At 40.1% G+C, this 22,323-nt stretch carries 21 protein-coding genes; all 21 read right to left on the bottom strand.

The genetic code is table 11. The annotated features are described in order from the left end of the window. Window positions 1-20: 20 nt before the first annotated feature. Complete coding sequence (gene rfbB, locus IMZ16_RS09160; protein WP_193439784.1) at window positions 21-1,103, bottom strand: dTDP-glucose 4,6-dehydratase; 1,083 nt, start codon at window positions 1,101-1,103, stop codon at window positions 21-23. A 109-nt stretch (window positions 1,104-1,212) separates the two neighbouring features. Next, a complete protein-coding gene (gene rfbC / locus IMZ16_RS09155; RefSeq protein WP_193439783.1) occupies window positions 1,213-1,758 on the bottom strand; it encodes a dTDP-4-dehydrorhamnose 3,5-epimerase in 546 nt (181 codons plus the stop codon). A 14-nt stretch (window positions 1,759-1,772) separates the two neighbouring features. Then, window positions 1,773-3,143 carry an exopolysaccharide biosynthesis polyprenyl glycosylphosphotransferase gene (locus IMZ16_RS09150; RefSeq protein WP_193439782.1) on the bottom strand — a complete coding sequence of 457 codons (1,371 nt, stop codon included), beginning with the start codon at window positions 3,141-3,143 and terminating at the stop codon, window positions 1,773-1,775. A gap of 21 nt (window positions 3,144-3,164) precedes the next feature. Next, window positions 3,165-3,509 carry a phosphomannose isomerase type II C-terminal cupin domain gene (locus tag IMZ16_RS09145; RefSeq protein WP_193439781.1) on the bottom strand — a complete coding sequence of 115 codons (345 nt, stop codon included), beginning with the start codon at window positions 3,507-3,509 and terminating at the stop codon, window positions 3,165-3,167. Between the two features lie 53 nt (window positions 3,510-3,562). Next, window positions 3,563-4,696, bottom strand: a complete 1,134-nt coding sequence (locus IMZ16_RS09140; protein ID WP_193439780.1) for a DegT/DnrJ/EryC1/StrS family aminotransferase — start codon at window positions 4,694-4,696, stop codon at window positions 3,563-3,565. Further along, window positions 4,697-5,293: an acetyltransferase gene (locus IMZ16_RS09135; RefSeq protein ID WP_193439779.1), complete on the bottom strand. Its 597-nt coding sequence runs from the start codon at window positions 5,291-5,293 to the stop codon at window positions 4,697-4,699. Then, window positions 5,293-5,901 carry a sugar transferase gene (locus IMZ16_RS09130; protein ID WP_193439778.1) on the bottom strand — a complete coding sequence of 203 codons (609 nt, stop codon included), beginning with the start codon at window positions 5,899-5,901 and terminating at the stop codon, window positions 5,293-5,295. The genes IMZ16_RS09135 and IMZ16_RS09130 overlap by 1 nt, the downstream gene beginning before the upstream one ends. 26 nt (window positions 5,902-5,927) lie before the next feature. Beyond that, window positions 5,928-7,127 (bottom strand): glycosyltransferase family 4 protein, encoded by a 1,200-nt coding sequence (locus IMZ16_RS09125; protein WP_193439777.1) that lies wholly within the window; start codon window positions 7,125-7,127, stop codon window positions 5,928-5,930. Then, window positions 7,127-8,164 carry a right-handed parallel beta-helix repeat-containing protein gene (locus IMZ16_RS09120; protein WP_193439776.1) on the bottom strand — a complete coding sequence of 346 codons (1,038 nt, stop codon included), beginning with the start codon at window positions 8,162-8,164 and terminating at the stop codon, window positions 7,127-7,129. Before IMZ16_RS09120 ends, IMZ16_RS09125 begins: the two co-directional genes overlap by 1 nt. A gap of 95 nt (window positions 8,165-8,259) precedes the next feature. Then, on the bottom strand, window positions 8,260-9,048 hold the full coding sequence (locus IMZ16_RS09115) for a glycosyltransferase family 2 protein (protein ID WP_227411505.1): 789 nt from the start codon (window positions 9,046-9,048) through the stop codon (window positions 8,260-8,262). Next, window positions 9,045-10,133 (bottom strand): EpsG family protein, encoded by a 1,089-nt coding sequence (locus IMZ16_RS09110; protein ID WP_193439775.1) that lies wholly within the window; start codon window positions 10,131-10,133, stop codon window positions 9,045-9,047. Before IMZ16_RS09110 ends, IMZ16_RS09115 begins: the two co-directional genes overlap by 4 nt. Continuing rightward, window positions 10,114-11,160 (bottom strand): glycosyltransferase family protein, encoded by a 1,047-nt coding sequence (locus tag IMZ16_RS09105; RefSeq protein WP_193439774.1) that lies wholly within the window; start codon window positions 11,158-11,160, stop codon window positions 10,114-10,116. The genes IMZ16_RS09110 and IMZ16_RS09105 overlap by 20 nt, the downstream gene beginning before the upstream one ends. A 49-nt stretch (window positions 11,161-11,209) precedes the next feature. Then, window positions 11,210-12,523, bottom strand: coding sequence for an oligosaccharide flippase family protein (locus IMZ16_RS09100; protein ID WP_193439773.1), 1,314 nt, complete (start codon window positions 12,521-12,523; stop codon window positions 11,210-11,212). Continuing rightward, the gene (wecB, locus tag IMZ16_RS09095; protein WP_193439772.1) at window positions 12,501-13,637 is read right to left on the bottom strand and encodes a non-hydrolyzing UDP-N-acetylglucosamine 2-epimerase; all 1,137 of its coding nucleotides are present in this window, start codon (window positions 13,635-13,637) and stop codon (window positions 12,501-12,503) included. Before wecB ends, IMZ16_RS09100 begins: the two co-directional genes overlap by 23 nt. A gap of 137 nt (window positions 13,638-13,774) precedes the next feature. Further along, a complete protein-coding gene (locus IMZ16_RS09090) occupies window positions 13,775-14,368 on the bottom strand; it encodes a hypothetical protein (protein ID WP_193439771.1) in 594 nt (197 codons plus the stop codon). A 13-nt stretch (window positions 14,369-14,381) separates the two neighbouring features. Further along, complete coding sequence (locus IMZ16_RS10460; RefSeq protein WP_193439770.1) at window positions 14,382-16,757, bottom strand: GumC family protein; 2,376 nt, start codon at window positions 16,755-16,757, stop codon at window positions 14,382-14,384. Beyond that, window positions 16,757-17,560: a polysaccharide biosynthesis/export family protein gene (locus tag IMZ16_RS09080; RefSeq protein ID WP_193439769.1), complete on the bottom strand. Its 804-nt coding sequence runs from the start codon at window positions 17,558-17,560 to the stop codon at window positions 16,757-16,759. Before IMZ16_RS09080 ends, IMZ16_RS10460 begins: the two co-directional genes overlap by 1 nt. A 92-nt stretch (window positions 17,561-17,652) precedes the next feature. Further along, window positions 17,653-18,822: a glycosyltransferase family 4 protein gene (locus IMZ16_RS09075; RefSeq protein ID WP_227411504.1), complete on the bottom strand. Its 1,170-nt coding sequence runs from the start codon at window positions 18,820-18,822 to the stop codon at window positions 17,653-17,655. Between the two features lie 27 nt (window positions 18,823-18,849). Continuing rightward, window positions 18,850-20,790, bottom strand: a complete 1,941-nt coding sequence (locus IMZ16_RS09070) for a polysaccharide biosynthesis protein (RefSeq protein ID WP_193439768.1) — start codon at window positions 20,788-20,790, stop codon at window positions 18,850-18,852. A 99-nt stretch (window positions 20,791-20,889) separates the two neighbouring features. Continuing rightward, a complete protein-coding gene (locus IMZ16_RS09065) occupies window positions 20,890-21,924 on the bottom strand; it encodes a Gfo/Idh/MocA family protein (protein WP_193439767.1) in 1,035 nt (344 codons plus the stop codon). Window positions 21,925-22,061: 137 nt separating this feature from the next. After that, complete coding sequence (locus tag IMZ16_RS09060; RefSeq protein ID WP_193439766.1) at window positions 22,062-22,313, bottom strand: hypothetical protein; 252 nt, start codon at window positions 22,311-22,313, stop codon at window positions 22,062-22,064. Window positions 22,314-22,323 lie beyond the last annotated feature (10 nt).

Raw genomic sequence — 22,323 nt, 5'->3', positions numbered from 1 at the left:
TAATTCGCCAAAAATCCGCATCAGTTTGCGTACTGCTCACTATAATATTTCTGATAATCTCCGCTGGTCACATTTTCCAGCCATTCCTGATTTTCAAGGAACCAATCGATGGTTTGGGAAAGGCCTTCTTCAAAGGTTACGGAGGGTTTCCACCCTAAGTCTCGGTGAAGTTTCGTAGCGTCTATTGCGTAGCGCTTATCGTGGCCTGGCCTGTCTTTCACGAAGGTTATCAGCTTTTCGGAATAGCCTGCTGGCTTGCCGGTTTTCTCATCAACCTGGCGGATTAATTCCTTTACCAAGTCAATATTCTGCCACTCATTCCAGCCCCCGATGTTGTAGGTTTCGCCGGTTTTCGCTTCGTGGAAAATCTGGAAAATCGCCTTAGCGTGGTCAATCACGAAAAGCCAGTCCCTGGTATATTTTCCATCGCCATAAATTGGTAAAGGCTTCTCGTTCAGGATGTTATGGATGCAGAGCGGAATCAGCTTTTCCGGAAAATGGTTCGGGCCGTAATTATTTGAGCAGTTGGACACGATGAACGGCAGGCCGTAGGTATTGCCGTAGGCCCTCACTAGATGATCGGAAGCCGCTTTGCTTGCGGAATACGGCGATTTCGGATCGTAGGCCGTTTCCTCCGTGAAGAATCCGGTCTCTCCCAGGGCACCGTAAACTTCATCGGTGGAAATGTGGTAGAACAGGTTTTTGCGCTTCTCATCCGGGAAATTTCCGTGGGTATGCTCAGGGTTCAGCTCCCAGAATTCGCGGCAAAGGTTCAGCAGATTTGCCGTGCCGAAAACATTGGTATTGATGAAGGCATTTGGATTGGCAATGCTTCTATCCACATGGCTTTCCGCGGCAAGGTGCACCACGGCATCAGGCTTGTGCTTCTCGAAGACGCGGCGCAGATCTTCGGTTTTGGTAATGTCCGCTTTTTCGAAAATGTAATTAGGCTCGTTCTCAATATCCTTCAAGTTTTCCAGATTTCCAGCGTATGTGAGCGCATCCAGATTGATGATTTTCGTATCGGGCAGGTTTTTCACGAATTCCCGCACAACATGCGAACCTATGAAACCGGCACCTCCGGTGATAATGATGGACTGCATTCTATTTTAGGATTAAAAAATTCAAAGGTTGAATGATTAAAAGGTTTTTTACTGTCTATTGTTGTTTGTATGACAAGTTTTATGTCTTGCATCTTGGCCACATCTAAGCTCAAAAATTTCCCTCCGAGAATTTTGCCTGAACCTTGTCTTTTTCTGAAAGAATGATGTCAGAAGCCGGAAGTTTCCAGTCGATATTCAAATCGGCATCGTTCCAAAGCACGCCGCCTTCCGATTCTTTGTTGTAGAAATTATCGCATTTGTACGCGAAAACTGCCGTTTCGCTCAGCACTGAAAATCCGTGGCCGAAACCTCTTGGCACATAGAACTGCAGCTTGTTTTCCGCAGAAAGTTCCACGCCGTACCATTTACCGAAAGTCGGCGAATCTTTTCGCAAATCCACAGCCACATCTAAAACTTTCCCTTCCAGGCAGGAAACTAATTTTGCCTGGGCATTTTCACCTTTCTGCAGATGGATGCCGCGCAAAACGCCGTAGCACGATTTGGAAATATTATCTTGAACGAAATGCCCGTTCAGCCCAGTAAGCTCCTCGAATTTTTTCTCGTTAAACTTTTCGTAAAAATAGCCTCTGTCATCCTCGAAAATTGTGGGCTCGATGATGTAGCAGTCTTTTAATGGTGTCTGGATCAGTTTCATTAGAAAATATTTAATCAATAGGCTTGCTCATCGCCCTTAATAAGATTATAAACCGTCAAAAATATGATTTTTAAATCAAGGAAAAAAGACCAGTTTTGGATGTACCACACATCTTTTTCGATGCGGCGCTGCATATCTTCCTCGCTGAAAATTTCTCCGCGGGAACCTGTAACCTGCGCCCAACCTGTGATGCCGGGCTTTACGAAATGCCTTACATTAAATTTTTCTATAATTTTCTTATTGGCTTCTGTAACTGAAAGCATCATTGGGCGAGGCCCAACGACAGACATATCACCAAGCAAAACATTGAAAAACTGGGGAAATTCATCAATACTCGTTTTTCGAAGAAAGGCCCCTATTTTGGTTATCCTGTCATCATTTTTTGCAACTAACCGTGTATCACTTTCATCGTTTACCCTCATCGTTCGAAACTTAAAGCATTTAAACGGCTTATTATCCAAACCGGAACGAAGCTGCGTGAAAAACACCGGGCCTTTGCTCTCCGCCCTGATGATGATGGCAATTATCGGCGTAAGCCACGACAAAATGAAAATAATGACAACAAGTGAAAAGATGATATCAAATGTTCTTTTTAATAATGCTTTCTCCAGTGATTGCAAAGGTTCCGGTATCATTTTAAATAGTGCGACATCTCCAACAATATTAAGGGAAGCTGAGGGCACATTGCTGATTAACGCCGGTAAAAGATAAATTCTCACCATTTGGTCATCCGCTTTTTTTAAAACCGTTTTGTAATCTTCCTGAAAATTTTCTGTATCGCAAAGAATGATGTTGTCAATATTATTTTCATTTAAATCATTTAACAAATCATTCAAATCACCTAGGTATTTTCCACGGCCGACATCATTTTCAGCATTTACCGTATAAAAACCCTTGATGCCCAATGATGAACGGAAATTCTTTTTTCTCAAAAAAACTTCAATATCCCTGCTCTTCCCTAAGAGAACGCTTACAAGCCTGCGGTTTAGATAAATTCGGTATTTTCTCCTGTAAAGAAACGTTAAAATTCTAAATATAAACAGAAATACTGCGCAAATGACTATTGCCGAAAGAATTGCTTTTCTTTTAGGTAAAATTTCAAAAAGGAGAAAATATATACTTAAACTAACAGAGCTAAAAACTATATAAGTTTTAGCAAGAACCCCCAAATGCTCCTGGGCATATCTTACGTAAGCATTCTCATAAAGCTTTGTGAACCAAGAAATTACAAACCATATCAATAACAACCCTAACAAAATAACTACTTGCTCCGCAAACGCAACAGGGAATAAATTGAAAAAGTGTAATAAAAGAAAAGTTAGTAGAAGCGAAATAGCATCTGAAAGTTTTAAAATCGAAGCAAAACGATGATAAAGTTGTCGCATCTCCAGCTCTCGAATTTTTTCCTACTCACTCCTATTATAATCATCCTCAATCCGCACGATATCATCTTCACCAAAGTACTCTCCATACTGCACCTCAATGAAGTATAAATCTTCTTCTGAATTATTCGCAATTCTGTGCTGCGCACCCCGTGGTATACGGATAACCTCACCAGGAAGAAAATCCTTTACTTCATCATTAAGTGTTACAGTAGCCATTCCTGTAATAATTGTCCATACCTCAGCCCTATGCTTATGATACTGCAACGAAAGCCGATGGCCTGGCTTTACAAAAATTTTCTTTACCTTGTGAGTAAGCGCATCTTCTAAAACCCAATATTCACCCCAAGGTCTGAAATCGTGGTCCATATACTTAATTCAGTTGGGAAAGATACGATTTTTCCTTTATACCAACTGTTTGGTTAGAAAAGTAACGAGTTTATAACCGCAGCGATTCTCTCTCGGTCAGAATCCGTGAGGTTGCTTCCAGAAGGCAGGCAGAGCCCGTTTTCGAATAATTTTTCGGCTACATTGCCACCGTAATATTTTTCATTTCCAAAGACTGGCTGCAGATGCATTGGCTTCCAAAGCGGCCGCGATTCTATATTATCATCCAAGAATTTCAAGCGCAAATCTTCCCTTGAAAAGCCTGCGATTTCCTGGTCAATCGTAATTGCGGAAAGCCAGTGATTGGAGAAAAAATCTGGATTCGGCTCTGTGAAAAGCGTGATGCCTGCAGCATTTTTGAAAAGCTCATTATAAAAATCGTGCATCTTCCTTCTGGCAGCAATCCTTTCTGGCAGCACCTCCATTTGTCCACGGCCAATCCCAGCACACACGTTGCTCATACGGTAGTTATAGCCAATCTCTGAATGCTGGTAATGCGGCGCATTGTCACGAGCTTGCGTGGAAAGAAATACCGCCTTGTCCTTCTGCTGTTGAGTTTTGCAGACCAAGGCTCCGCCACCTGAAGTGGTGATGATTTTATTCCCGTTGAAACTCAGGATGGATAGTTCGCCGAAAGTTCCGCACTTTTGTCCTTTGTATTCCGAGCCAAGGGCTTCCGCCGCATCCTCAATTACAGGGATTTCGTAACGTTTTGCGATTTCCTGAATTTCAGACAGTTTTGCAGGCATTCCATACAAATGCACCATAATTATTGCCTTCGGTTTTTGGCCTGCCTCTATCTCCGTTTTTATGGCTTCTTCCAATGCGTGCGGGCACATGTTCCAAGTTTCCGGCTCGGAATCGATAAAAATAGGTTTTGCGCCAACATAAGTTATTGGATTGGCCGATGCAGAAAAAGTAAAACTTTGGCACAGAACAGTATCTCCCGACTTTACGCCCAAAATTATTAGCGCAAGGTGAAGCGCTGCAGTACCTGCACTGAGCACAGCCACCTTAGATTCCCCGCCCAGAAAATTTTCAAGATCTTTTTCAAAATCATTCACATTGGGACCAAGTGGCGCCACCCAGTTTTCATCAAAGGCCTGATGGATAAAGTTCAGTTCGCTTCCGCCCATATGTGGCGAAGAAAGCCATATTTTTGTATTCATTTAATCGATAAATTTAATCGGTTTAGCAGGATTCCCCACCACGGTGCAATTATCCGGTACATCGCGGATGATGACAGTACCTGCTCCCACGATGCAGTTTTTACCCACTTTTACACCCTGGATAATGCATGCTCCTATTCCAATGTGGGTATTCTCACCAATTTTTACACCACCTGCTAGGGCTGCATTTGGTGAGATATGAACATAGTCATCAATAATGCAATCGTGCTCAACAACAGCCGCTGTATTGATAATGCAGTGCCTTCCGATTTGAGCGGCAGGATTTACAATAGCGTTTGCCATTATAACTGTTCCTACCCCCACCTCTGAATAGCATGAAATCACTGCATTCGGATGAATTAATGATATGTAATTGAAATTGAGACGCTCAACAATCTTGCGCCTGACATGATTATTTCCGATAGAAATCACACATTTTTTATGCAATGGGAATATTCCGTTACATTTCTCCACAGGGATGCCAAAAATATGACTGCACTTTGGGTTATCATCATAGATTAACTCTACCTCCTCCCCTCTTAAGAGTGCAATATCAATGATAGGCTTAGCGTGACCACTGGCTCCGAAAAGTACCATTATTTATTCCCTTTAAACTCTTCAGAAGTTACATGGCCCTCCTGCGTGATGCCTTCACGAACGAAAACCTTCTTCACAGTAAGTAGAAGAATTTTTAAATCAACCCAAAAGCTGATGTGATCTACATACCAGACATCCAGCTCAAATTTACGCTCCCAGCTGATCGCATTTCTGCCGTTCACCTGTGCCCAGCCTGTGATTCCCGGCTTTACTTCGTTTCTTCTCCGCTGAAAATCGTTGTAAAGCGGCAGGTAGGATGGCAGCAGCGGCCTTGGCCCAACTAAAGACATATCCCCTTTGAGGACATTGATAAGTTGCGGAATTTCGTCCAGAGAGGTTTTGCGTACAAACGCGCCAACTTTTGTAAGCCTGTCGGCATCAGGTAGCAGATTTCCTTGCGCATCTTTCCGGTCATTCATCGTTTTGAATTTTATGATGCGGAATATCTCTCCGCTTTTTCCTGGACGAAGCTGAAAAAAGAAAGGCTTTCCTGCATTGGCAAAGAATAAGGCTACCGTAACCAGCACAAACAGCGGCGATAAAGCAACGAAGCCGATGAGCGCCAGAGCGAAATCTAACAGTGGTTTTAAAAAATCCCTATATAACATTCCTAAAGGATTAGAACATTACAAAATTAAGATTTTTTCCTCACTGTGGTTTTGGGATTCTCTTCCAAAAGTTTTTCATATTCTGAAAGAACTGCCTCCCAAACCTTCGCATTTTGATACCTGCCTACAATTAAATCTCTGGAATTGGACTTTAGTCGGCTTCTTTTCTCATGGTTATTCAAAAGTTCTAACATAGCTTCCATCAAAGCACCGCTATCTTTTTTTGGTATAATGACACCATTTTTTCCATTCTCAATGATTTCATTGCTTCCGCTAATATTAGTGACAATTGAAGGCAATTCCATTGCCCCTGCCTGCAGCACTACATTTGGAAAACCTTCCCGATAACTTGGGAAAACCAAAACATCTGAAATTGCGAAATAAGGCCTCACATCTTTCTGAAAACCTACCGTTATAATATTTGTGTTTTTATCAATTTCGTTTATAATGTTATTTGGCAGTGGATCTTGTTCCTGTTCAAATGGACCCACAAGCAAAAGTTTCACTTTTTTATCGACCGCTTTATTTGATAAATTTTCAAATGCTCTTACCAACTCTACAATTCCTTTGTCCTTTACAAGTCTCCCAACAAAAACGAAAACGAAATCCTGACTATCAATTCCCAACTCATTTTTCAATTTACTTTTAAAATCATCAGTAAAATGTTTAACCGAGAAATAATCAGTATCAATTCCGTTTACATTACCATTGGCCAAAACTTTCATCGGTTTTTTGGTTATTTCAAATTTTATCAGATCTTCCTTTACACCTTGCCCTTCCGGATAAATGTTTGTTGCTGCCCAGCATAAAAGCTTGTCCATCCAAATTAATATTTTCTGAAAAGCACCGGTTTTATAAGGAAAAATCAAGCCTGTAAAGGTGTGCATCCGAATAGGAACACCGGCAGCCTTTGCGGCAAGCATAGAAAGCAACCCTGCTTTTGGTGTAATGGAATGTACTATTTGCGGTTTTTCTTTTTTGAATAAAGAATACAGATTAGTTAAGGATTTAAAATCGTCAACAAGAGAAATCTTCCGCTGAATTTCAACGGCTTGAGTCCTTACGCCTTCCCTTTCCTCAACCTCTGTTAAGTATTCCCCAGGGCTGGAAACAGCTAATACTTCATAATGTTTTTGCAGGAACTCTAGTTGCCCTTTCAAAAGGACATTCAGCGATTCAGGAACAGTCGCGGTACGTATTATTTTATGAGTATTTTTTTTCAACATTACTTTTCAATAAAGACATTCCGATCACTCGCTAATTTTTTGAACTTATTATTGCCTTTTTCATCAATATGATATATATTTTTATAATATATTTTTACTGTTGCGGAGTTTGATGTACGAGAGAATGGTATTTTAGCTTTTGTCCAATCGCTATTTTGTACTCTAATTACACCGCCAGCATCATAGTATTTGTTATAAACATTTAAGGATGTTGAAAACCCTCCATATGAATAGTTATCAATATGGTTATCAATAAGTATAGAAACATATTTTCTATTTCTTATATCTAATACACTCAAAGCATTTAAATTAATATTTAACCCAGCATTAGCATTATTATAAGTAAATATATTGCTTAAATATACATTATCTAATATTTCTTCAGCGACGCTTGGCTCAATATCAATCCCACATTGTGGCGCCGTTCCGTTTGTGTTTGAAATATTAATTTCACTCAACAAGGCATTTCTTACTGAAGTTATCGATATTCCGTTTCTGCGAGCATTATCAATAACACCATTTTTAATGGTTATATCTTGTGAATATTTTAAATCTTCAGAACCTACAAAAAGCCCATCACCCCAAGTATCAGCTATTATGAAGTTTTGGATAAGAATATTTTTCGAATTCAAAATTGCTATTCCTGCACTCCATTCTCCTTGCTGTTTTTTATTCTCTTTTCTGTTACCCTTAACATTCGCATTGTAAATGGACACATTCTCTACATCATAGATTTTTATGGCATCATCAAGCCTCCCTTTGGCATCACTATCAAAATAAATCTCAGATTTTTTATTAAAATAAATTTTTCTGTCTGAGGGTATTCTCAATCCCGTTTTACCTATTTTCACAGGAAAATTGGGAAGCAAAACAATTTTATTTTCATCAATAGCTTTTTGCAGAATTTCAGTATAATCCGCACTTTTATCCTTGACAAAATTTTTTGGCAGATAAGATGTAATATCTAGTGCTTCGCTGGGTATCGGTGTAAAGTAAACTTTATATTTCTGCTCAGGTTTCATATATTTCCAGCTCATTTGCGGAAAGGCTGTGACGATGCCTATGAAAAAAGAGACAACTATGAAAATAAATTTCTTGTGTAAATTAAATTTCATTAATGATCTATTTTGAGTTAGTAGATAATTTCATTTCTCCTGGCAATTAACTTCTGCTCTTTACCTAATAAATAATAAACATAGCAACGAAATGACGCTAGTATGTACTTTAATGAAAAGACAACTTTATCTTTGTTGGGTTTTTTCATCAGGTACAGCAATGAAGGAAAAGCTTTAAAATACTTTTTATAGTAATGGTCTCCGAACTCTCTGTAATAAAACAATGGCTCTGTCAAACAATAAAAGTTTGAGTAATCTTTTGTGCGAAGCCATAATTCTGCATCTTCTATACGTACAGCTTTTACGTCATATTTGTTATTCCTAAACCAGCTCGATTTACCCATTATTGTTGGGTGGATAAAACTATCCACCTTCATTATTTCCCCATCACCATTGTACTTGTTTCTTATACCGACAACTTCTCCTATTTCATTGATGGAATATGCATTAGTACCTAATACATCAATATTGGGATTACTTTCCAATACAGCAAGTTGCTTGGCCAATTTATCCGGATGCATTATATCATCAGCATCCATCCTTGCTAGAAACTTTGTCTCAGCGGTATCAGCAATTTCATTTAATCTTGCCCCTAAATTTTTATTTTCACCATCAGAAAGAACTTTTATCCTATCATCTTTTTCGGCGTATCTCTGAGCAATATGAAGTGAATTATCAGTTGAACCATCATTCACGAGCAATAAAGTCCAATCTTTAAAAGTTTGTGCTAGCACTGATTCTATAGCTTCTGCAAGGTATTTATCAGCGTTATAAAAGGGAATGGCAACAGTAAGTATAGTACTCATAAAAAACTAAATATAACATAAACGCATATAAGCATAAATACACCAAGAGTAGCTGAAAGCGCGTTAGATTTCATTGAAAAAATAGGAGAAAATAAAAACGGTATTACGAACCAAGACATCACACCCCACCTATCGCTATAGGCTATTTGAAAAGTCAGGAAGAATAATCCACTCATTAGAATATAGTATTTCAGTAATATTTCATAATTACTAACATTTAACAATTGTATTTGTTTGTATCGTCTTCTGATCCAGTAAAAAATAATTAAAAAAATGGAATTGAAGGCTACGAACTGCGGTTTAAAACCTATCTCGTAATTGTCACTCCCATAATCTTCAAGATAAGTGTTTCGCCTTTCGTCAATCAGAAGAAAACTAAATACGGATGCAAAATCTTTTATACCGAAATTGAGCAAAGCGAGGATAAGACAGGTTACATAAAATGTTATAAAATATTCAATCCTTATTTTTTTCGAAATTATTGCAAAAACGAACAGTAGAGCAGCTACTAAAATTGTATAATGGAAACCTACTGCAAGGATAAATGCTAAAACTGCCTGGCCATTAATCTTATCCAATTTAAAAAAATAAGAAACTCCTAATAGAAAAAAAGAGAGTGCTACACCCTGCCTTATAATGTTAATACCCAAACTTTTAAAAAAGAAAAAACTTATAAAGGCAAAAAATATGAATAACAAATTAAGCCGAATCTTTTTTGAAAAAACACTAATTGCCCAGCCTAGAATGAATAAGTAGAAACAAGAAATAACCAACAGAAATCCATGAGTACCTATATCTAACCAATTTAAAAAAATTAGCAAGTAAGAGTAAATAAAATCAATGTTGATAGGAAAAAGCTGATAATTTTCATATTGCCATATATACATTTCAGTATCTGTACCCACTTCATTGCCCCTGCTCCCGAATAATATTGCAAATAAAAATACAAGAACGAAGGAAAGGAAAGTACCCGCTTTATAAAAGTACCTCCTTTTAACATCTTGTATAGATGCAAACATCAGCGATAGAAATCCTGCCGTCCCATAAAGCAAATGATAAATCGTTTCAAACTGTTGCTGATTCAATGCTCAATAATTTTTTAAAATGCATTTTTATAATTTTCAAATTTTGTAAATCATCATAGTAATGAGAAAAAATTCTTTCCGTCACCGTGAAAAAAGCTTTAGAATCTATTTCCCTTTTATCAAATTCCAAAATTTGCTGGACGATGCTTTCAATTGATTTTGCTTCCAGATTAGTCTTTAATGTAAATTCTTTCAAATCAATATATTTTTCAAAGGCATCTATTACATCAGTATAAATTGGAACCAATCCAGCAGCAAGATATGAATTCATTTTAGTTGGTGTCGCTACATTATTCACCACATTATCCCTTCTGAGAAGAAAACCGTATTTATATTTCTGCAATCGATCTTGAAGTGTAGATAGTGGCTCAAAGTCGATTTCAACATTTTTTAGTTTAAATTCCTCGACAAGTTTTTCCGCCTGCTCCCTTTGCCCTGTAAGAATTGTCAACTCTGCTGCCGGATTTTTATTTTCTATTTCTTTAAAAATCATAAGCGTTTCTCGTATACACTGCCATTCGTATAAAGCACCGGCATAAACAAATTTCGGCCTATTATATCTGTCCTCTACTAAAAATGCCTGTGAATCAATTGGCTTGTTGTAGCACGGTACAATCACAGTTTTATGCGCTAAATGAATATTGTACTTTTGCTCATAATGCTTAAGCATCGAATCTGAAACCATTATACATAGATCACTCTTCCTTAAGGCTTTTTTCTCGGAAAAATTTAGATAATACTTCCCAATACACCCTCGTATTCCTGGATGTAGCACCTTATATTCTTCCGGACCTATTCCCTGAAACCATGATACTATTTTACTTGGCGAACTTTTCTGTAAAGCTTTCAACACATCTCCAGGACGGATACAGACTATACAAGAAGGATCTCCAATATTTGTTACCTGATCACTATCTTTAATGGAAAATCCCAAATCTATAAATGCACGACGGATTAAATCGGTATAATAAATAGTTGCCTCGTTCAAAGAATCTGGTGGTAGATAAAACACAACTGAATTATTCATAATGGTTTCAATGGTTTTAAGTCTATAAAGAAAATTTCAATTATAAAAATCATTTAATATTTAATCCTTTCTTAATCAATAAATACTGCACAAAAGTATGAAACAAATAACTCACCAGATAAGCAAGGCTAATCCCAACAGCTCCTAATTTAAAATAATTAATAAACAGCAGGCTGCTGGATATAAGCACAATAGCCCACAGCAAATTTACATAAAATCCCAGCCACATCTTTCCCTGGCTTGCAATAGCCTGCCCTATCACATTATTCACCGCTATAAATCCTGTTGTTACAAACATAATTATCAGCGGCCAAAGGGCATTATTGTAATCCTCCTTGTAAAACATCAAAATTACAGGGGATAACACTACGAAAATAATAACAGCGCTGAAACCAACAATGCCGTTGAGTTTTAGATTCTTAAAAAAAATAGTTCTGTAAGATTCTTTATCTTCAACACTGGAGGAAAGCATCGGCAGCGCAATCTGGGATAAGGCAGACGGAATGAAGAGAATGGTATTCCTCCACTGACTTGCCAAATCAAAATTGGCCATTTCGCTAAAGCCTTCGGGGCTGTTTACCAAAAGGTAGTTGCAGTACCAGGTCACCGGAGCCACCATCAGCCCCGCCAGAATTGCCGGCAAACTAAACTTCCAAAGAACATCCGCCTGCTCAAAATTTTTCTTACTGAATATATTGATACTGTAATCGCTGTAAAAATTCTTTTTCAGTGAAACTAAATTTAGAAGGAAAAGAAGCAAAAAATTAGAACCGAAAGCAACTACCACTGCATAAAGCCCATAATATTTGGAGGCAAGCACCAGTAAAACGGCAGAAAGCAAACCGGCAATTAAATTGTTTACCGACATTTCCTTAAACCGTTCTAAACCTGCTAAAATCCCATTCTGAATACCGTTTAGCGATGAAAAAAAAACAATGAAAGAGCTCAATTTGATTTCTTTTGAAAGTGCAGGAGCATTAATTTGAACAGCGATTTCTGCTGAAAAAGTATAAATCACTGCGGAAATAACAAGGCTTATAAATATGGCTACAAAATTGGAAATCCCTACAATTCCTTCTACTTTACTCCTATCTTTATTATGATACTGTGAAATGTATTTTGTAGCGGTAAGGCCCAATTCCAATCCTGCAAATGCAGCAAAAGTCAATATAGTGGATTTAATAATCCCAAACTGCCCATACTCATCCTTTGTGAGGTAGTTAGTCATCAGCATCGTGGCTCCAAGTAAAGCAAACTTTGAAACCGTATTGCCCAATAATATCCAGAAGCTATGAGAAAAAATCTTCCGGTTCAGCTCTGAAGATGATAAGGAAAATAGCTTATCTCGAAATGCACGAAGCATACATTTTTTTAAAAAAATCAACAATCCTCTTACTTGCCAATCCATCGCCATAAGGGTTGTGCAGCGCACTCATATCTTGATATATCTTTTTATCACTAAGCAATTTACTGGTTTCCGAAATTATTTTTTCAGTATCGGTTCCTACCAATATTACAGTCCCAGCATTCACTGCTTCCGGTCGCTCCGTAGTGTCCCTCATAACCAGCACCGGCTTTCCCAAACTTGGAGCTTCCTCCTGTACACCTCCACTGTCTGTTATGATTAAGTAAGATTTATTCATTAGCCAGACAAATGCAGGGTAAGAAAGAGGATCTATAAGTTTTATATTTTCCACACCACTGAGAATCTCATACACGGGCTTTTGAACCTGCGGATTCAAATGTACTGGATAAATCACCTGAACATCAGAATTTCCAACCGCAATCTGCTTTAATGCTCTGCAAATCCTGATAAATCCTTCGCCATGATTTTCTCTGCGATGCCCCGTCACCAACACGATTTTCTTACCATCATCAATAACGCTTTTCAGATTCGAAATCTCTTCATCATCCAGCGTCTGCACCTTTTCAACACTGGTGAGCAATGCATCAATAACGGTATTTCCAGTGACGATGATGCTGTCTTCTGTTATGTTTTCTTGAAGAAGATTCTGCTTGGCACTTTCTGTTGGAGCAAAATGAAAGTCTGCAATTCTACCGGTGATTTGCCGGCTGATTTCTTCGGGGAAGGGCGCCAACTTATTATGAGTCCGCAGTCCGGCCTCCACATGACATACTTTTGCCCCGCCATAAAATGCAGCAATAGATGCCGCCATTGTAGTGGTAGTATCACCGTGAACGAAGACGAAATCGGGATTATAATCCTCTATAACACCTTTCAGGTTTAAAAGTATATTGGCGGTTAAAGTATAGAGATTTTGACCAGGCTGCATCAAATCCAAGTCATAATCCGGCGTAATTTCAAAAAAACGCAAAACCTGATCGAGCATTTCCCTGTGTTGCGCCGTTACGCAAACCCGAGTCTCAAATTCATCATATTTTTGAAACTCCCTTACTAAAGGTGCCATCTTGATGGCCTCCGGTCTTGTGCCGAAAATTAATAATATTTTGATCATATCTACAGAGATATATAAAGTTAAGAAAACATCATGCAAGTAGTTGCCCTTTAGTCAAAATATCGTCAAAAAAATTTTCATTAAATGATTTCCCAAATAATCAACCTCGTCTCATTCTTTATATGATCTGCATTTAACTATTCATTATAGACAATTTTTGCAGTAAGTTCTATATTGAGCTGTTTATATTTGTTTACAAATCTACTATCGAACATATTGCATTTTTGACTTAACTGATGATCTATAAATTCATTAGTAATGTAGTAATTAGAGGGAAAACTACCAACATATTTATTCCTCATCTGATGCCCAATCATTTTGTAATCGGCAACGCAAATAAAATAGGCTGGGTAAGTTGTAAAATGCTTGTAAAGAGAAAGTCTTAACATATCATTGAACATTTTGACTGCTTTAGCTGTTTTATTAATCGTACCTTTTGGATTATTGTTTTCACGAAAGAACCCAAATTCAACAGCAATCTGTAATTTTTCAGATTTGACCAACAAATCAATTTGTGGTTTTTCCTTCCTAAGTGCTATAGGATTTTTACGTGGAATAAAACAATTTTCATCCATTGGAACTTCTACTTCAATTTCAAAAGAAGAAACGCCATTTGATGTTAAAGCATAGAAAAAATCATATCTAATACTATCTTCTCCTATTAACAGTAAAGGTTTGGTGTCAAGACGTTGATTTAAGAGTTTTTTATAATCAGAAAATAAATTTTCCATGTAACTCAAAAATTTAATTCTTCAATATCCTATCTAAAAAAATTTTCTTTTCCCTGCCGTAGCCGTAGCCATACTTGTTGCCGTAGCCAAGATTGTTATGACTCACGCCGTTCAAGACAAACCCAACATTCTTAATTTTCTTAGTTTTAATAAGATTATCCGCAAATTCAATGAGAGGCCTCTCAGTATATTCAGAGCGAGTAACATATAGAGTAACATCAGCAAACTCAGCAAACAATAGCGAATCGGTAACCAACATTAGTGGAGCTGTATCAAGAACTATATAATCATAATGCTTTTTAAGCTCATCAATTAATTCTGCATAGCGAGGACCTGATAGTAACTCAGTTGGATTAGGAGGAATGGAGCCTGAATAAATCACATCCAAATAATCATTAAATGAAGATTTGTGGGTTACTTCCGATATTTTGATGGAATCATCGTGTAAAAATTCTGACAGACCAATAAAGCCTTTTCTACTCAAGTTATACCTCTGTAACTGAGGGTTTCTAATATCAGAACCTATAATTATAACATTACTTTTTTTAGACGCTATTGTCAAAGCGAGATTAACCGATACAACTGTCTTCCCTTCGCCTTTAATACTTGATGTAACAAATATAACCTTACCGTCCTCCCATTTCGGAAGCATAAAGTTCATATTAGTGATAAGGATACGGAAAGCCTCGGCAAGCGGCGTAAAATCATTTAGCCTCACTATATCGGGCTCACCCTTTTTAATTTTCGGGATCTCAGCCAATACCGTGGCGTTATTTGTTATTTTTTCTAAATCATGCCTCGTTTCAATCTTGTTACCTAAAAGCTGTTTTAAGTAAATCACCAAAAACGGCAGCAGCAGGCCAAGGAGCAATGCACCGAGGTAAATCATCATCCGTTTTGGTGCTACGATGCCCGTTGTCAAAGGGTCATCCACGATTCTTGCCTTCGGTGCCGCAATTTTCAGCGAGACCGCCACCTCTTCCCTTTTCTGCAGAAGCAAAAGGTAAAGCTGCTCTTTGATGTTCTGCTGCCTTTCGATGCTGCGGAACATTTTTTCCTGCGAAGGCACCTTAGCAATTCTTCCGGCGATGCGGTTCTGCTCCACACGAAGCGTATTGCGTTCCAGTATCCTTGCATCACGGCTTTTCTGCAGGCTTTGCGTAATTGCCGAGCGCATACTGTTAATCTGCTTCGTCACATCCTGCACCACAGGGTTTGCCGGCGTGGAATTTTCCAAAAGCCTGTTCCGCTCAACAATCAGCTGATTGTAGGTGGCGATGTTTGCCGCCGTAGCAGGATCCTGCAGGCCTACATTCAGCGGAAGAATGGCGTACTGCCCCTGCTTGTTGAGATAGCTTAAAAGGCCTTCCGCCAACTGCAATTGCGCCTCGTTTTCAATTTCAAGTTCGCGCGCTTTCGCACCGGATTGCAGTGAAATCTGCGCTTCGGTTTCAATGTCCGAAATATTATTCTGTCGCTTGAAACTTTCCTTCTGATTTTCTACATCGCCCAGTTCACGGCCTATTATCGCAATTCTTTCATCAATGAAATCCGCCGTTTTCTGCGCCTCGGAATTTTTATCGATGATGGCATATTTGTTATAATTAATCGCAATTCTGCTCAGGATATCCTCCGCTTTTTCCGGCACGGCATCCTGCATTGAAAGCTGCAAAACCGTAGCATTCTTCTGCGCCAGCGCTACATTCAGATTTTTGAGATACTGCCTCGATCTGTCCATCGCTGAAGCGAAATCCAGCGTAAAATTCTTCGGCGCACCTTCCTTCGGCACCCTGTATTCGGCATTTCGCTGCACCATATAAATTCCGAACGGCAGCGCTACAGATTTGTTCAGCGGCATCACTACGGAACCCTTCGGCAATTCGGAAGACGTCAGGATTAACTTATCGCCCTGAAGCACCGCTTCCACAGGCTTTTTCGGGAATTTAGCCTTGGGCTTCTCCTGAACAAGGCGAATGATTATTGGCGATGTTTCTTTATAAAGCTCAGACTGCTTGATTTTCCCTAATGCAGAAATTTTTGTTTCAAGGCCAAGTTCCGTAACCACGGAATTCATCAGCTTCCGCGATTTGAAAATCTCGATTTCGTTGTCCACGGAATTCGTTCCCATCCCACCAATTCCACCGATTTGATTAAGAATGTCAATTTCCGGCGAACCTTGCGAAGATTTGCCAACTTCCTTGATTAAAACCGTGGATTCGGTTTTGTAAACATTGGTGGCATATCGCAGGATGAACCACGCCAAAAACAGCGACAGCAGGGCGCTAAGCAAAAACCAAGGCCACCTGTGCAGGTACGGTGCCAGAATTTCACGGATGTGGATTTGCTCGCCGTCTTCCTTTTTTTCAACAGCAGGATTTTCCTCTCTCATTATTTAATAAATATGGCGATTAACCCGATAAGCACTGATGCCACGGAAATATAGATGCCGGCATTTGGATTTACCCTTGAAGCGCGCTGCCTCGTGATATTGGCATCCACATACACCACATCGTTTTGTTTCAAATAAAAAAACGGCGAATTGATGAAATCTGCACTCGTCAGATCCACCCTTTGCCGCGTAATTTCACCGTTGATATTCCGCACCACCAGAACATTATCCCTCACGCCATAAATCGTGAGATCGCCGGCAAGGCCAAGCGCAGAAAGCAGCGTGACATTGCCATCCGGAATGATGTAGGTTCCAGGCTTGTTCACCTCGCCAAGCACCGTTACCTTATAATTCGCGGTCTTCAAATCCACCACAGGATTTTTCACGTAAGCCGTGAGAATCTGCGTCATCTTATCACGAAACTGTTCCAGCGTAAGCCCTGAAGTTGAAATTTTTCCAACTACCGGATAATTGATGTTGCCATCCGAATCCACGATGTAAGTTGGGCCAGCTTGCGGCGTGGTAACTGGCTGCACATTTGAACTTGGCTGCGTATAATTCACGATGTCTCTGGACGATGAATAATTTTGGTTAAAAGGCTTCACCACATCCATATCTCTTGCGGAAACCGAAATAATCAGTTGATCACCGGGCTGAATGGTGCTCACCGAATTTTTAATGGAAGTTGCCACGGCAATCTGTTCAATATCCTGCATATAATTCAGGCTGGCCGCCGGCTTGCAGGAAACCGCTGCCACAGCGATTAAAAGCAAGTAAAAATACAACCTACAAATGTACTTCATCCCCAAATTTTGTGTTCGCAAAGATATTATTATTTTCTGTTCAAAAACAAATTAAATTGCCTTGTTTGTCAAAAGATAAACAAACGCAAAAGCTATTGTGCTGAATCCGCAGTTTTAAGCAAATCCTGATATTCATTAAGCACGGCGTTCCATACAGTTTGATTATCAAAATTCTGCTCAACTTTCATCCGTGCCTCCTCTCCCATTTTTTTGATTTCCAGTGGATTATCTAAAAATAACCGCATCGCATCAAAAAGCTTATCCGCAGACTTTGGCGGAATGATAATGCCGTTTTTTCCATTCTCAATAATTTCATTGCAACCGCTGATGTCCGTAACAATGGACGGCAGATTCATTGCACCGGCTTCCAGCACCGTGTTTGGAAATCCTTCCCGATAACTTGGGAAAACCAGCGCATTAGAAATCGCGTAAAACTTCCTGACATCCTTTTGAAAATCTGTGAGGATGATGTTCGGATGAGCTTCCAAACCTTCCACAACCTCGTTCGGCAATTCATCAAACACCTTCTCGAAAGGCCCTATCAGCAGCAGTTTCACAGGTTTCTCACTTTTATCATCAAGTTTTGTAAAGGCATCAAATAATTCTGTGATACCTTTTTCCCTCACCAATCTACCAAGAAAAATAAAGACAAAATCCTTTTCCGAAATCCAGAGTGTTTGCCTGAGTTTAGCCCTTTCTTTTTCACCGATCTTCCCAGGATTAAAATGCTGCAAATCCACACCGTTGATGTTTCCATTCGCTAAAATCTTCAGCGGTTTATCCGTGATTTTATACCGAATCAAATCTTCCTTCACACCCTTTCCTTCAGGATAAATATTGGTAGCCGCCTTGCAAAGCAGCCTATCCATGTGGATGAGCACTTTCTGCAGAAAGCCTGTTCGGTAAGGAAAGATCAAACCCGTGAAAGTGTGCACCCTAATAGGCACGCCGGCGAATTTAGCGGCAAGCATTGAAAGAAGCCCAGCTTTTGGCGTGATGGAATGTACGATTTGCGGTTTTTCCTTCCGGAAGAGAAAATAAAGCTGGATGAGGGATTTTAAATCCTGCAGCACGGAAATTTTCCGGCGCATTTCTATGGGCACCGTTCGTACGCCTTCCCTTTCTGCGCATTCGTCTAAATCTTTTCCTTCACCGGAAACTGCCACTATTTCGAAGTGCTGACTGAGGAATTTCAACTGGCCTTTCAGCAGATGATTTATCGACATTGGCACGGTGGAAACCCGGATGACTTTTGGCTTCAAAATCAGTATGCTGAAAATTTCTGCCGACTAAGATACGAACTTTTTGTCCAGCGACTCAAATTCCGAGTTATTGCTGAGGAATTCCGGCACGATGTCCTTCAGGATTTTCACCACTTCCATTTTATCTTCCTTCGTGGCTTCGCTTACAATTTGTATGAAAAGCTCGGAAATCTCGCTATAAATTCTGCCAGGATCTTTGGAAATCATAATTTTCTCGTGGTGCGTAGGCAGCGTTCGTGCATCGTCGCTCAGCAGCTCTTCGTAGAGTTTTTCGCCGGGCCTTAGCCCAGTGTAAACAATCGGGATGTCCACATTCGGTTCCAGCCCGGAAAGCTGTATCATCCTCGTTGCCAAATCTACAATCTTCACCGGCTCTCCCATATCAAATACATAGATTTCGCCGCCTTTTCCCATCGTTCCTGCCTGCAGCACGAGTTCGCAGGCTTCGGGAATCGTCATAAAATAGCGCACGATGTCAGGATGCGTAATGGTAACCGGCCCGCCGGCTTCTATCTGCCGTTTGAAGTGCGGAATTACGGAACCGTTCGAGCCGAGCACATTGCCAAATCTCGTGGTAATGAATTTCGTTGTCACGCCTTCCTGCGTTTGCAGCGCCTGCACATAAAGTTCCGCGGCACGCTTTGTAGCGCCCATCACATTGGTTGGGTTCACGGCTTTGTCTGTGGACACCATCACAAAGCGGTTGATTTTATACTTGCAAGCCAAATCTGCCAGGTTGCGCGTTCCCAAAATATTCACAAAAACGCCTTCGTGCGGATTATCTTCAATCAATGGGACGTGTTTATACGCCGCAGCGTGATAAACCATCGAGATTTCGTTCTGTTCAAAAATTGGCTCAATCCTTGAAATATTGGAGATATCGGCAAGAATGAATTTAAAATTAATGTCTGGGAAATTTTTCTTCATTTCCAGCTCGATGTCGTAGAGCGGTGTCTCAGCCTGATCCAGCACGATGATCTGCGATGGCTGGAAAGTGGCCACCTGCCTTACAATCTCACTGCCGATAGAGCCTGCACCACCGGTAACCAGCACAGTTTTTTGGTAATGCCTTTTTTTAACCTCTTCATTTTCAATGCTGATGGGCTTCCTCTGCAGCAGATCTTCAATCTGAAGCTGCTTAATTCCTGCCGCCAAATCGCTTGCGCGCATTTTCTGGACGGAAGGTGCTTTCAAAACTTGTAAACCTGCTTCCAGCGCAAGGTTCGTCCATTCTTCCAGTTCTTGCCGCTGCATAGTTTCCTTGATAATCAGGATGGCATCGAACATTTCTGAAATCCCGTCCTTCAAGAGAATTTCCTTCGGGTAGATTTTCTTGCCGAGGAGGTTCGCCCTCTTGTAATCTGAACGGGCGGTGATGAAGCCGCCGAGCTGGTACGGCACCACAGGATTATCCTGAATGGCAGTGGCAATGGCCACCATAGATTCGCCAATCCCAACCACCAGAACATTCTTCCGTGAAGTGGTTTTTTTAAACTCGATTACAAAGTGGAACGCCTGCTTTACCACGATGCGGAAAAGGAAAAGGAGCGTAACCGATACCACGAGATAAACCAGCGGAACAGGCGTGAGAAACAGCTTGATACCTGCAAAGAAATAAGAGGCATAATTGATGATAAGTAGTGTAGCAGCAGCCGAAGTGCACGCCAAAAGTATTTTAAATAAATCCAGGAAACTTGAATGCCGGATAATGCCGGAATAAGTGCGGTAAACGAACATAAAAACCGCCGTTACAGTAAGTATTATGGCGTATTTGGCTTCTGGGCTGATGCCACTTGGCGGAACAACATTAAGCTTATGAATGATCCGATAAGAAATGACGAGTGCAAAGAAGCACAGCACTACATCAATCAGCAGCACCAGCCATCTTGGAAGATAGCGGATTTCCGATAGCCTGATGAGATTATCCCCCCTGTAAATCTGCCGAAACGCAGACTCTAAACGCTGCATAATTAACAGTGAATTGCAATTGCAAAGGAAAGGAATTCGTTTCTAATACGCAACAAAATTTCAACCTCTTTTTCTAAAGATGACAAACTGACATAACCTTTATTTAGGAGTGTTCGCTGAGGACAATCTGCACGAATACATCCGCTCTATAATACTTATAACATTTCTTCCGTCCTCAGCAGGCACTGAAATCTCACCATTATTATTCAGCACTTCCACTACATTTTCAATCACAAAATGATGATTTGCCGCGCTGCCTTTATAACAGCCGTAATCGTTTGACCCATTCGTTGGGGCAATCTCTGGCATTTCATAGTTTTTGATATGGCAGTAATTCACTGTGTCCATATACTGTCCGCCTATTTTTATGCTCCCATTTTCCGCAATAACTGTCAATGAGCTTTGGAGATTGCTATCCCAAACACTTGTCGTAAAATTCAGCGAACCCAGACCACCATCACTCAATCTGAAAGTGACAATGCCTGTATCTTCAAAATCCGTGAGATGCTGATGGGTAAAATTATCCATCACAGACTGTACATCACTGATGTCCCCAAAAATCCAGTAGAGAATGTCGATAAAATGGGAGAACTGCGTGAAGAGCGTGCCGCCGTCCAGATTCTTAGTTCCCCGCCAGGAATTTTTGATGTAATAGCGCTCATCACGGTTCCAAAAGCAATTGATTTGAAGCATCAATATCCGTCCTAGCACGCCGGATTCCACGACCTTTTTAAGCCATGTGGCCGGTGGAGAGTAGCGGTTCTGCATTACCATAAAGATCTTTACCCCTTTATTGTCAGCGTGCGAGATAATTTCCTTAGCTTCATTAATATTCAGCGCCATAGGCTTTTCCAGAACAATGTGCTTTCCGTGAGAAATACAATGCATAGCCTGCTCAAAATGCAAGCCATTGGGCGTTGCTATTACGACAACATCCGCATTATTTTCACTGTGCAAAAACTCTTCAAGACCGCCGTAAAAGTCAGCGTTGTACCGTGCGGCAACAGGCCGTACATCTTCCCTTATATCAACAATAGAATCCAAAACGCAATCTTCATTGCGGTTTATCAGATCAGCGTGCCGGCAACCAATGTGCCCACCGCCAACCACTGCAAATCTTATCTTGTCTTTCATTTAAAATATGTGATTGCCAGTAAAATTACTTTGGGTTTAGCAATTTTCAAAGGTAGTAAATAAGCAGCGTTTATAAACAATTAAAATAAAAAAAGCTTCCGTTCGGAAGCTTTTCACTATCAAAATACTTTTTTAACTTACGCCTTTGCTGTGTTTCTTTGAGCAGCGTAAACCGCCAGCGCTAAGGATACTCCAACAAGCACAGGAATATAATCACTGATTGGCGCTGGATCAGCAGGGTTACCCGGGCCTTTGGGCCTAGCCGTTTCGCTGAAAGGCTGCCCTGCTTCTACGGCAGTATTCTCGTTATGGAATCTGTTACCTTCGTTGATTTGCGCGAAGGATACCGCAGAAATCATTAGCATCAGGCTAAACAAAAACTTTTTCATATCTCATCTT

The sequence above is a fragment of the Cruoricaptor ignavus genome (assembly GCF_014961145.1).
Taxonomy (GTDB): domain Bacteria; phylum Bacteroidota; class Bacteroidia; order Flavobacteriales; family Weeksellaceae; genus Cruoricaptor; species Cruoricaptor ignavus.
This window is presented reverse-complemented; position numbering and strand designations above follow the sequence as displayed.

What these genes read in the sequence shown, in the direction of transcription:
- rfbB (WP_193439784.1), bottom strand. Translation starts at nt 1,103, where the DNA reads ATGCAGTCCATCATTATCACCGGAGGTGCCGGTTTCATAGGTTCGCAT.
- rfbC (WP_193439783.1), bottom strand. Translation starts at nt 1,758, where the DNA reads ATGAAACTGATCCAGACACCATTAAAAGACTGCTACATCATCGAGCCC.
- IMZ16_RS09150 (WP_193439782.1), bottom strand. Translation starts at nt 3,143, where the DNA reads ATGCGACAACTTTATCATCGTTTTGCTTCGATTTTAAAACTTTCAGAT.
- IMZ16_RS09145 (WP_193439781.1), bottom strand. Translation starts at nt 3,509, where the DNA reads ATGGACCACGATTTCAGACCTTGGGGTGAATATTGGGTTTTAGAAGAT.
- IMZ16_RS09140 (WP_193439780.1), bottom strand. Translation starts at nt 4,696, where the DNA reads ATGAATACAAAAATATGGCTTTCTTCGCCACATATGGGCGGAAGCGAA.
- IMZ16_RS09135 (WP_193439779.1), bottom strand. Translation starts at nt 5,293, where the DNA reads ATGGTACTTTTCGGAGCCAGTGGTCACGCTAAGCCTATCATTGATATT.
- IMZ16_RS09130 (WP_193439778.1), bottom strand. Translation starts at nt 5,901, where the DNA reads ATGTTATATAGGGATTTTTTAAAACCACTGTTAGATTTCGCTCTGGCG.
- IMZ16_RS09125 (WP_193439777.1), bottom strand. Translation starts at nt 7,127, where the DNA reads ATGTTGAAAAAAAATACTCATAAAATAATACGTACCGCGACTGTTCCT.
- IMZ16_RS09120 (WP_193439776.1), bottom strand. Translation starts at nt 8,164, where the DNA reads ATGAGCTGGAAATATATGAAACCTGAGCAGAAATATAAAGTTTACTTT.
- IMZ16_RS09115 (WP_227411505.1), bottom strand. Translation starts at nt 9,048, where the DNA reads ATGAGTACTATACTTACTGTTGCCATTCCCTTTTATAACGCTGATAAA.
- IMZ16_RS09105 (WP_193439774.1), bottom strand. Translation starts at nt 11,160, where the DNA reads ATGAATAATTCAGTTGTGTTTTATCTACCACCAGATTCTTTGAACGAG.
- IMZ16_RS09100 (WP_193439773.1), bottom strand. Translation starts at nt 12,523, where the DNA reads ATGCTTCGTGCATTTCGAGATAAGCTATTTTCCTTATCATCTTCAGAG.
- wecB (WP_193439772.1), bottom strand. Translation starts at nt 13,637, where the DNA reads ATGATCAAAATATTATTAATTTTCGGCACAAGACCGGAGGCCATCAAG.
- IMZ16_RS09090 (WP_193439771.1), bottom strand. Translation starts at nt 14,368, where the DNA reads ATGGAAAATTTATTTTCTGATTATAAAAAACTCTTAAATCAACGTCTT.
- IMZ16_RS10460 (WP_193439770.1), bottom strand. Translation starts at nt 16,757, where the DNA reads ATGAGAGAGGAAAATCCTGCTGTTGAAAAAAAGGAAGACGGCGAGCAA.
- IMZ16_RS09080 (WP_193439769.1), bottom strand. Translation starts at nt 17,560, where the DNA reads ATGAAGTACATTTGTAGGTTGTATTTTTACTTGCTTTTAATCGCTGTG.
- IMZ16_RS09070 (WP_193439768.1), bottom strand. Translation starts at nt 20,790, where the DNA reads ATGCAGCGTTTAGAGTCTGCGTTTCGGCAGATTTACAGGGGGGATAAT.
- IMZ16_RS09065 (WP_193439767.1), bottom strand. Translation starts at nt 21,924, where the DNA reads ATGAAAGACAAGATAAGATTTGCAGTGGTTGGCGGTGGGCACATTGGT.
- IMZ16_RS09060 (WP_193439766.1), bottom strand. Translation starts at nt 22,313, where the DNA reads ATGAAAAAGTTTTTGTTTAGCCTGATGCTAATGATTTCTGCGGTATCC.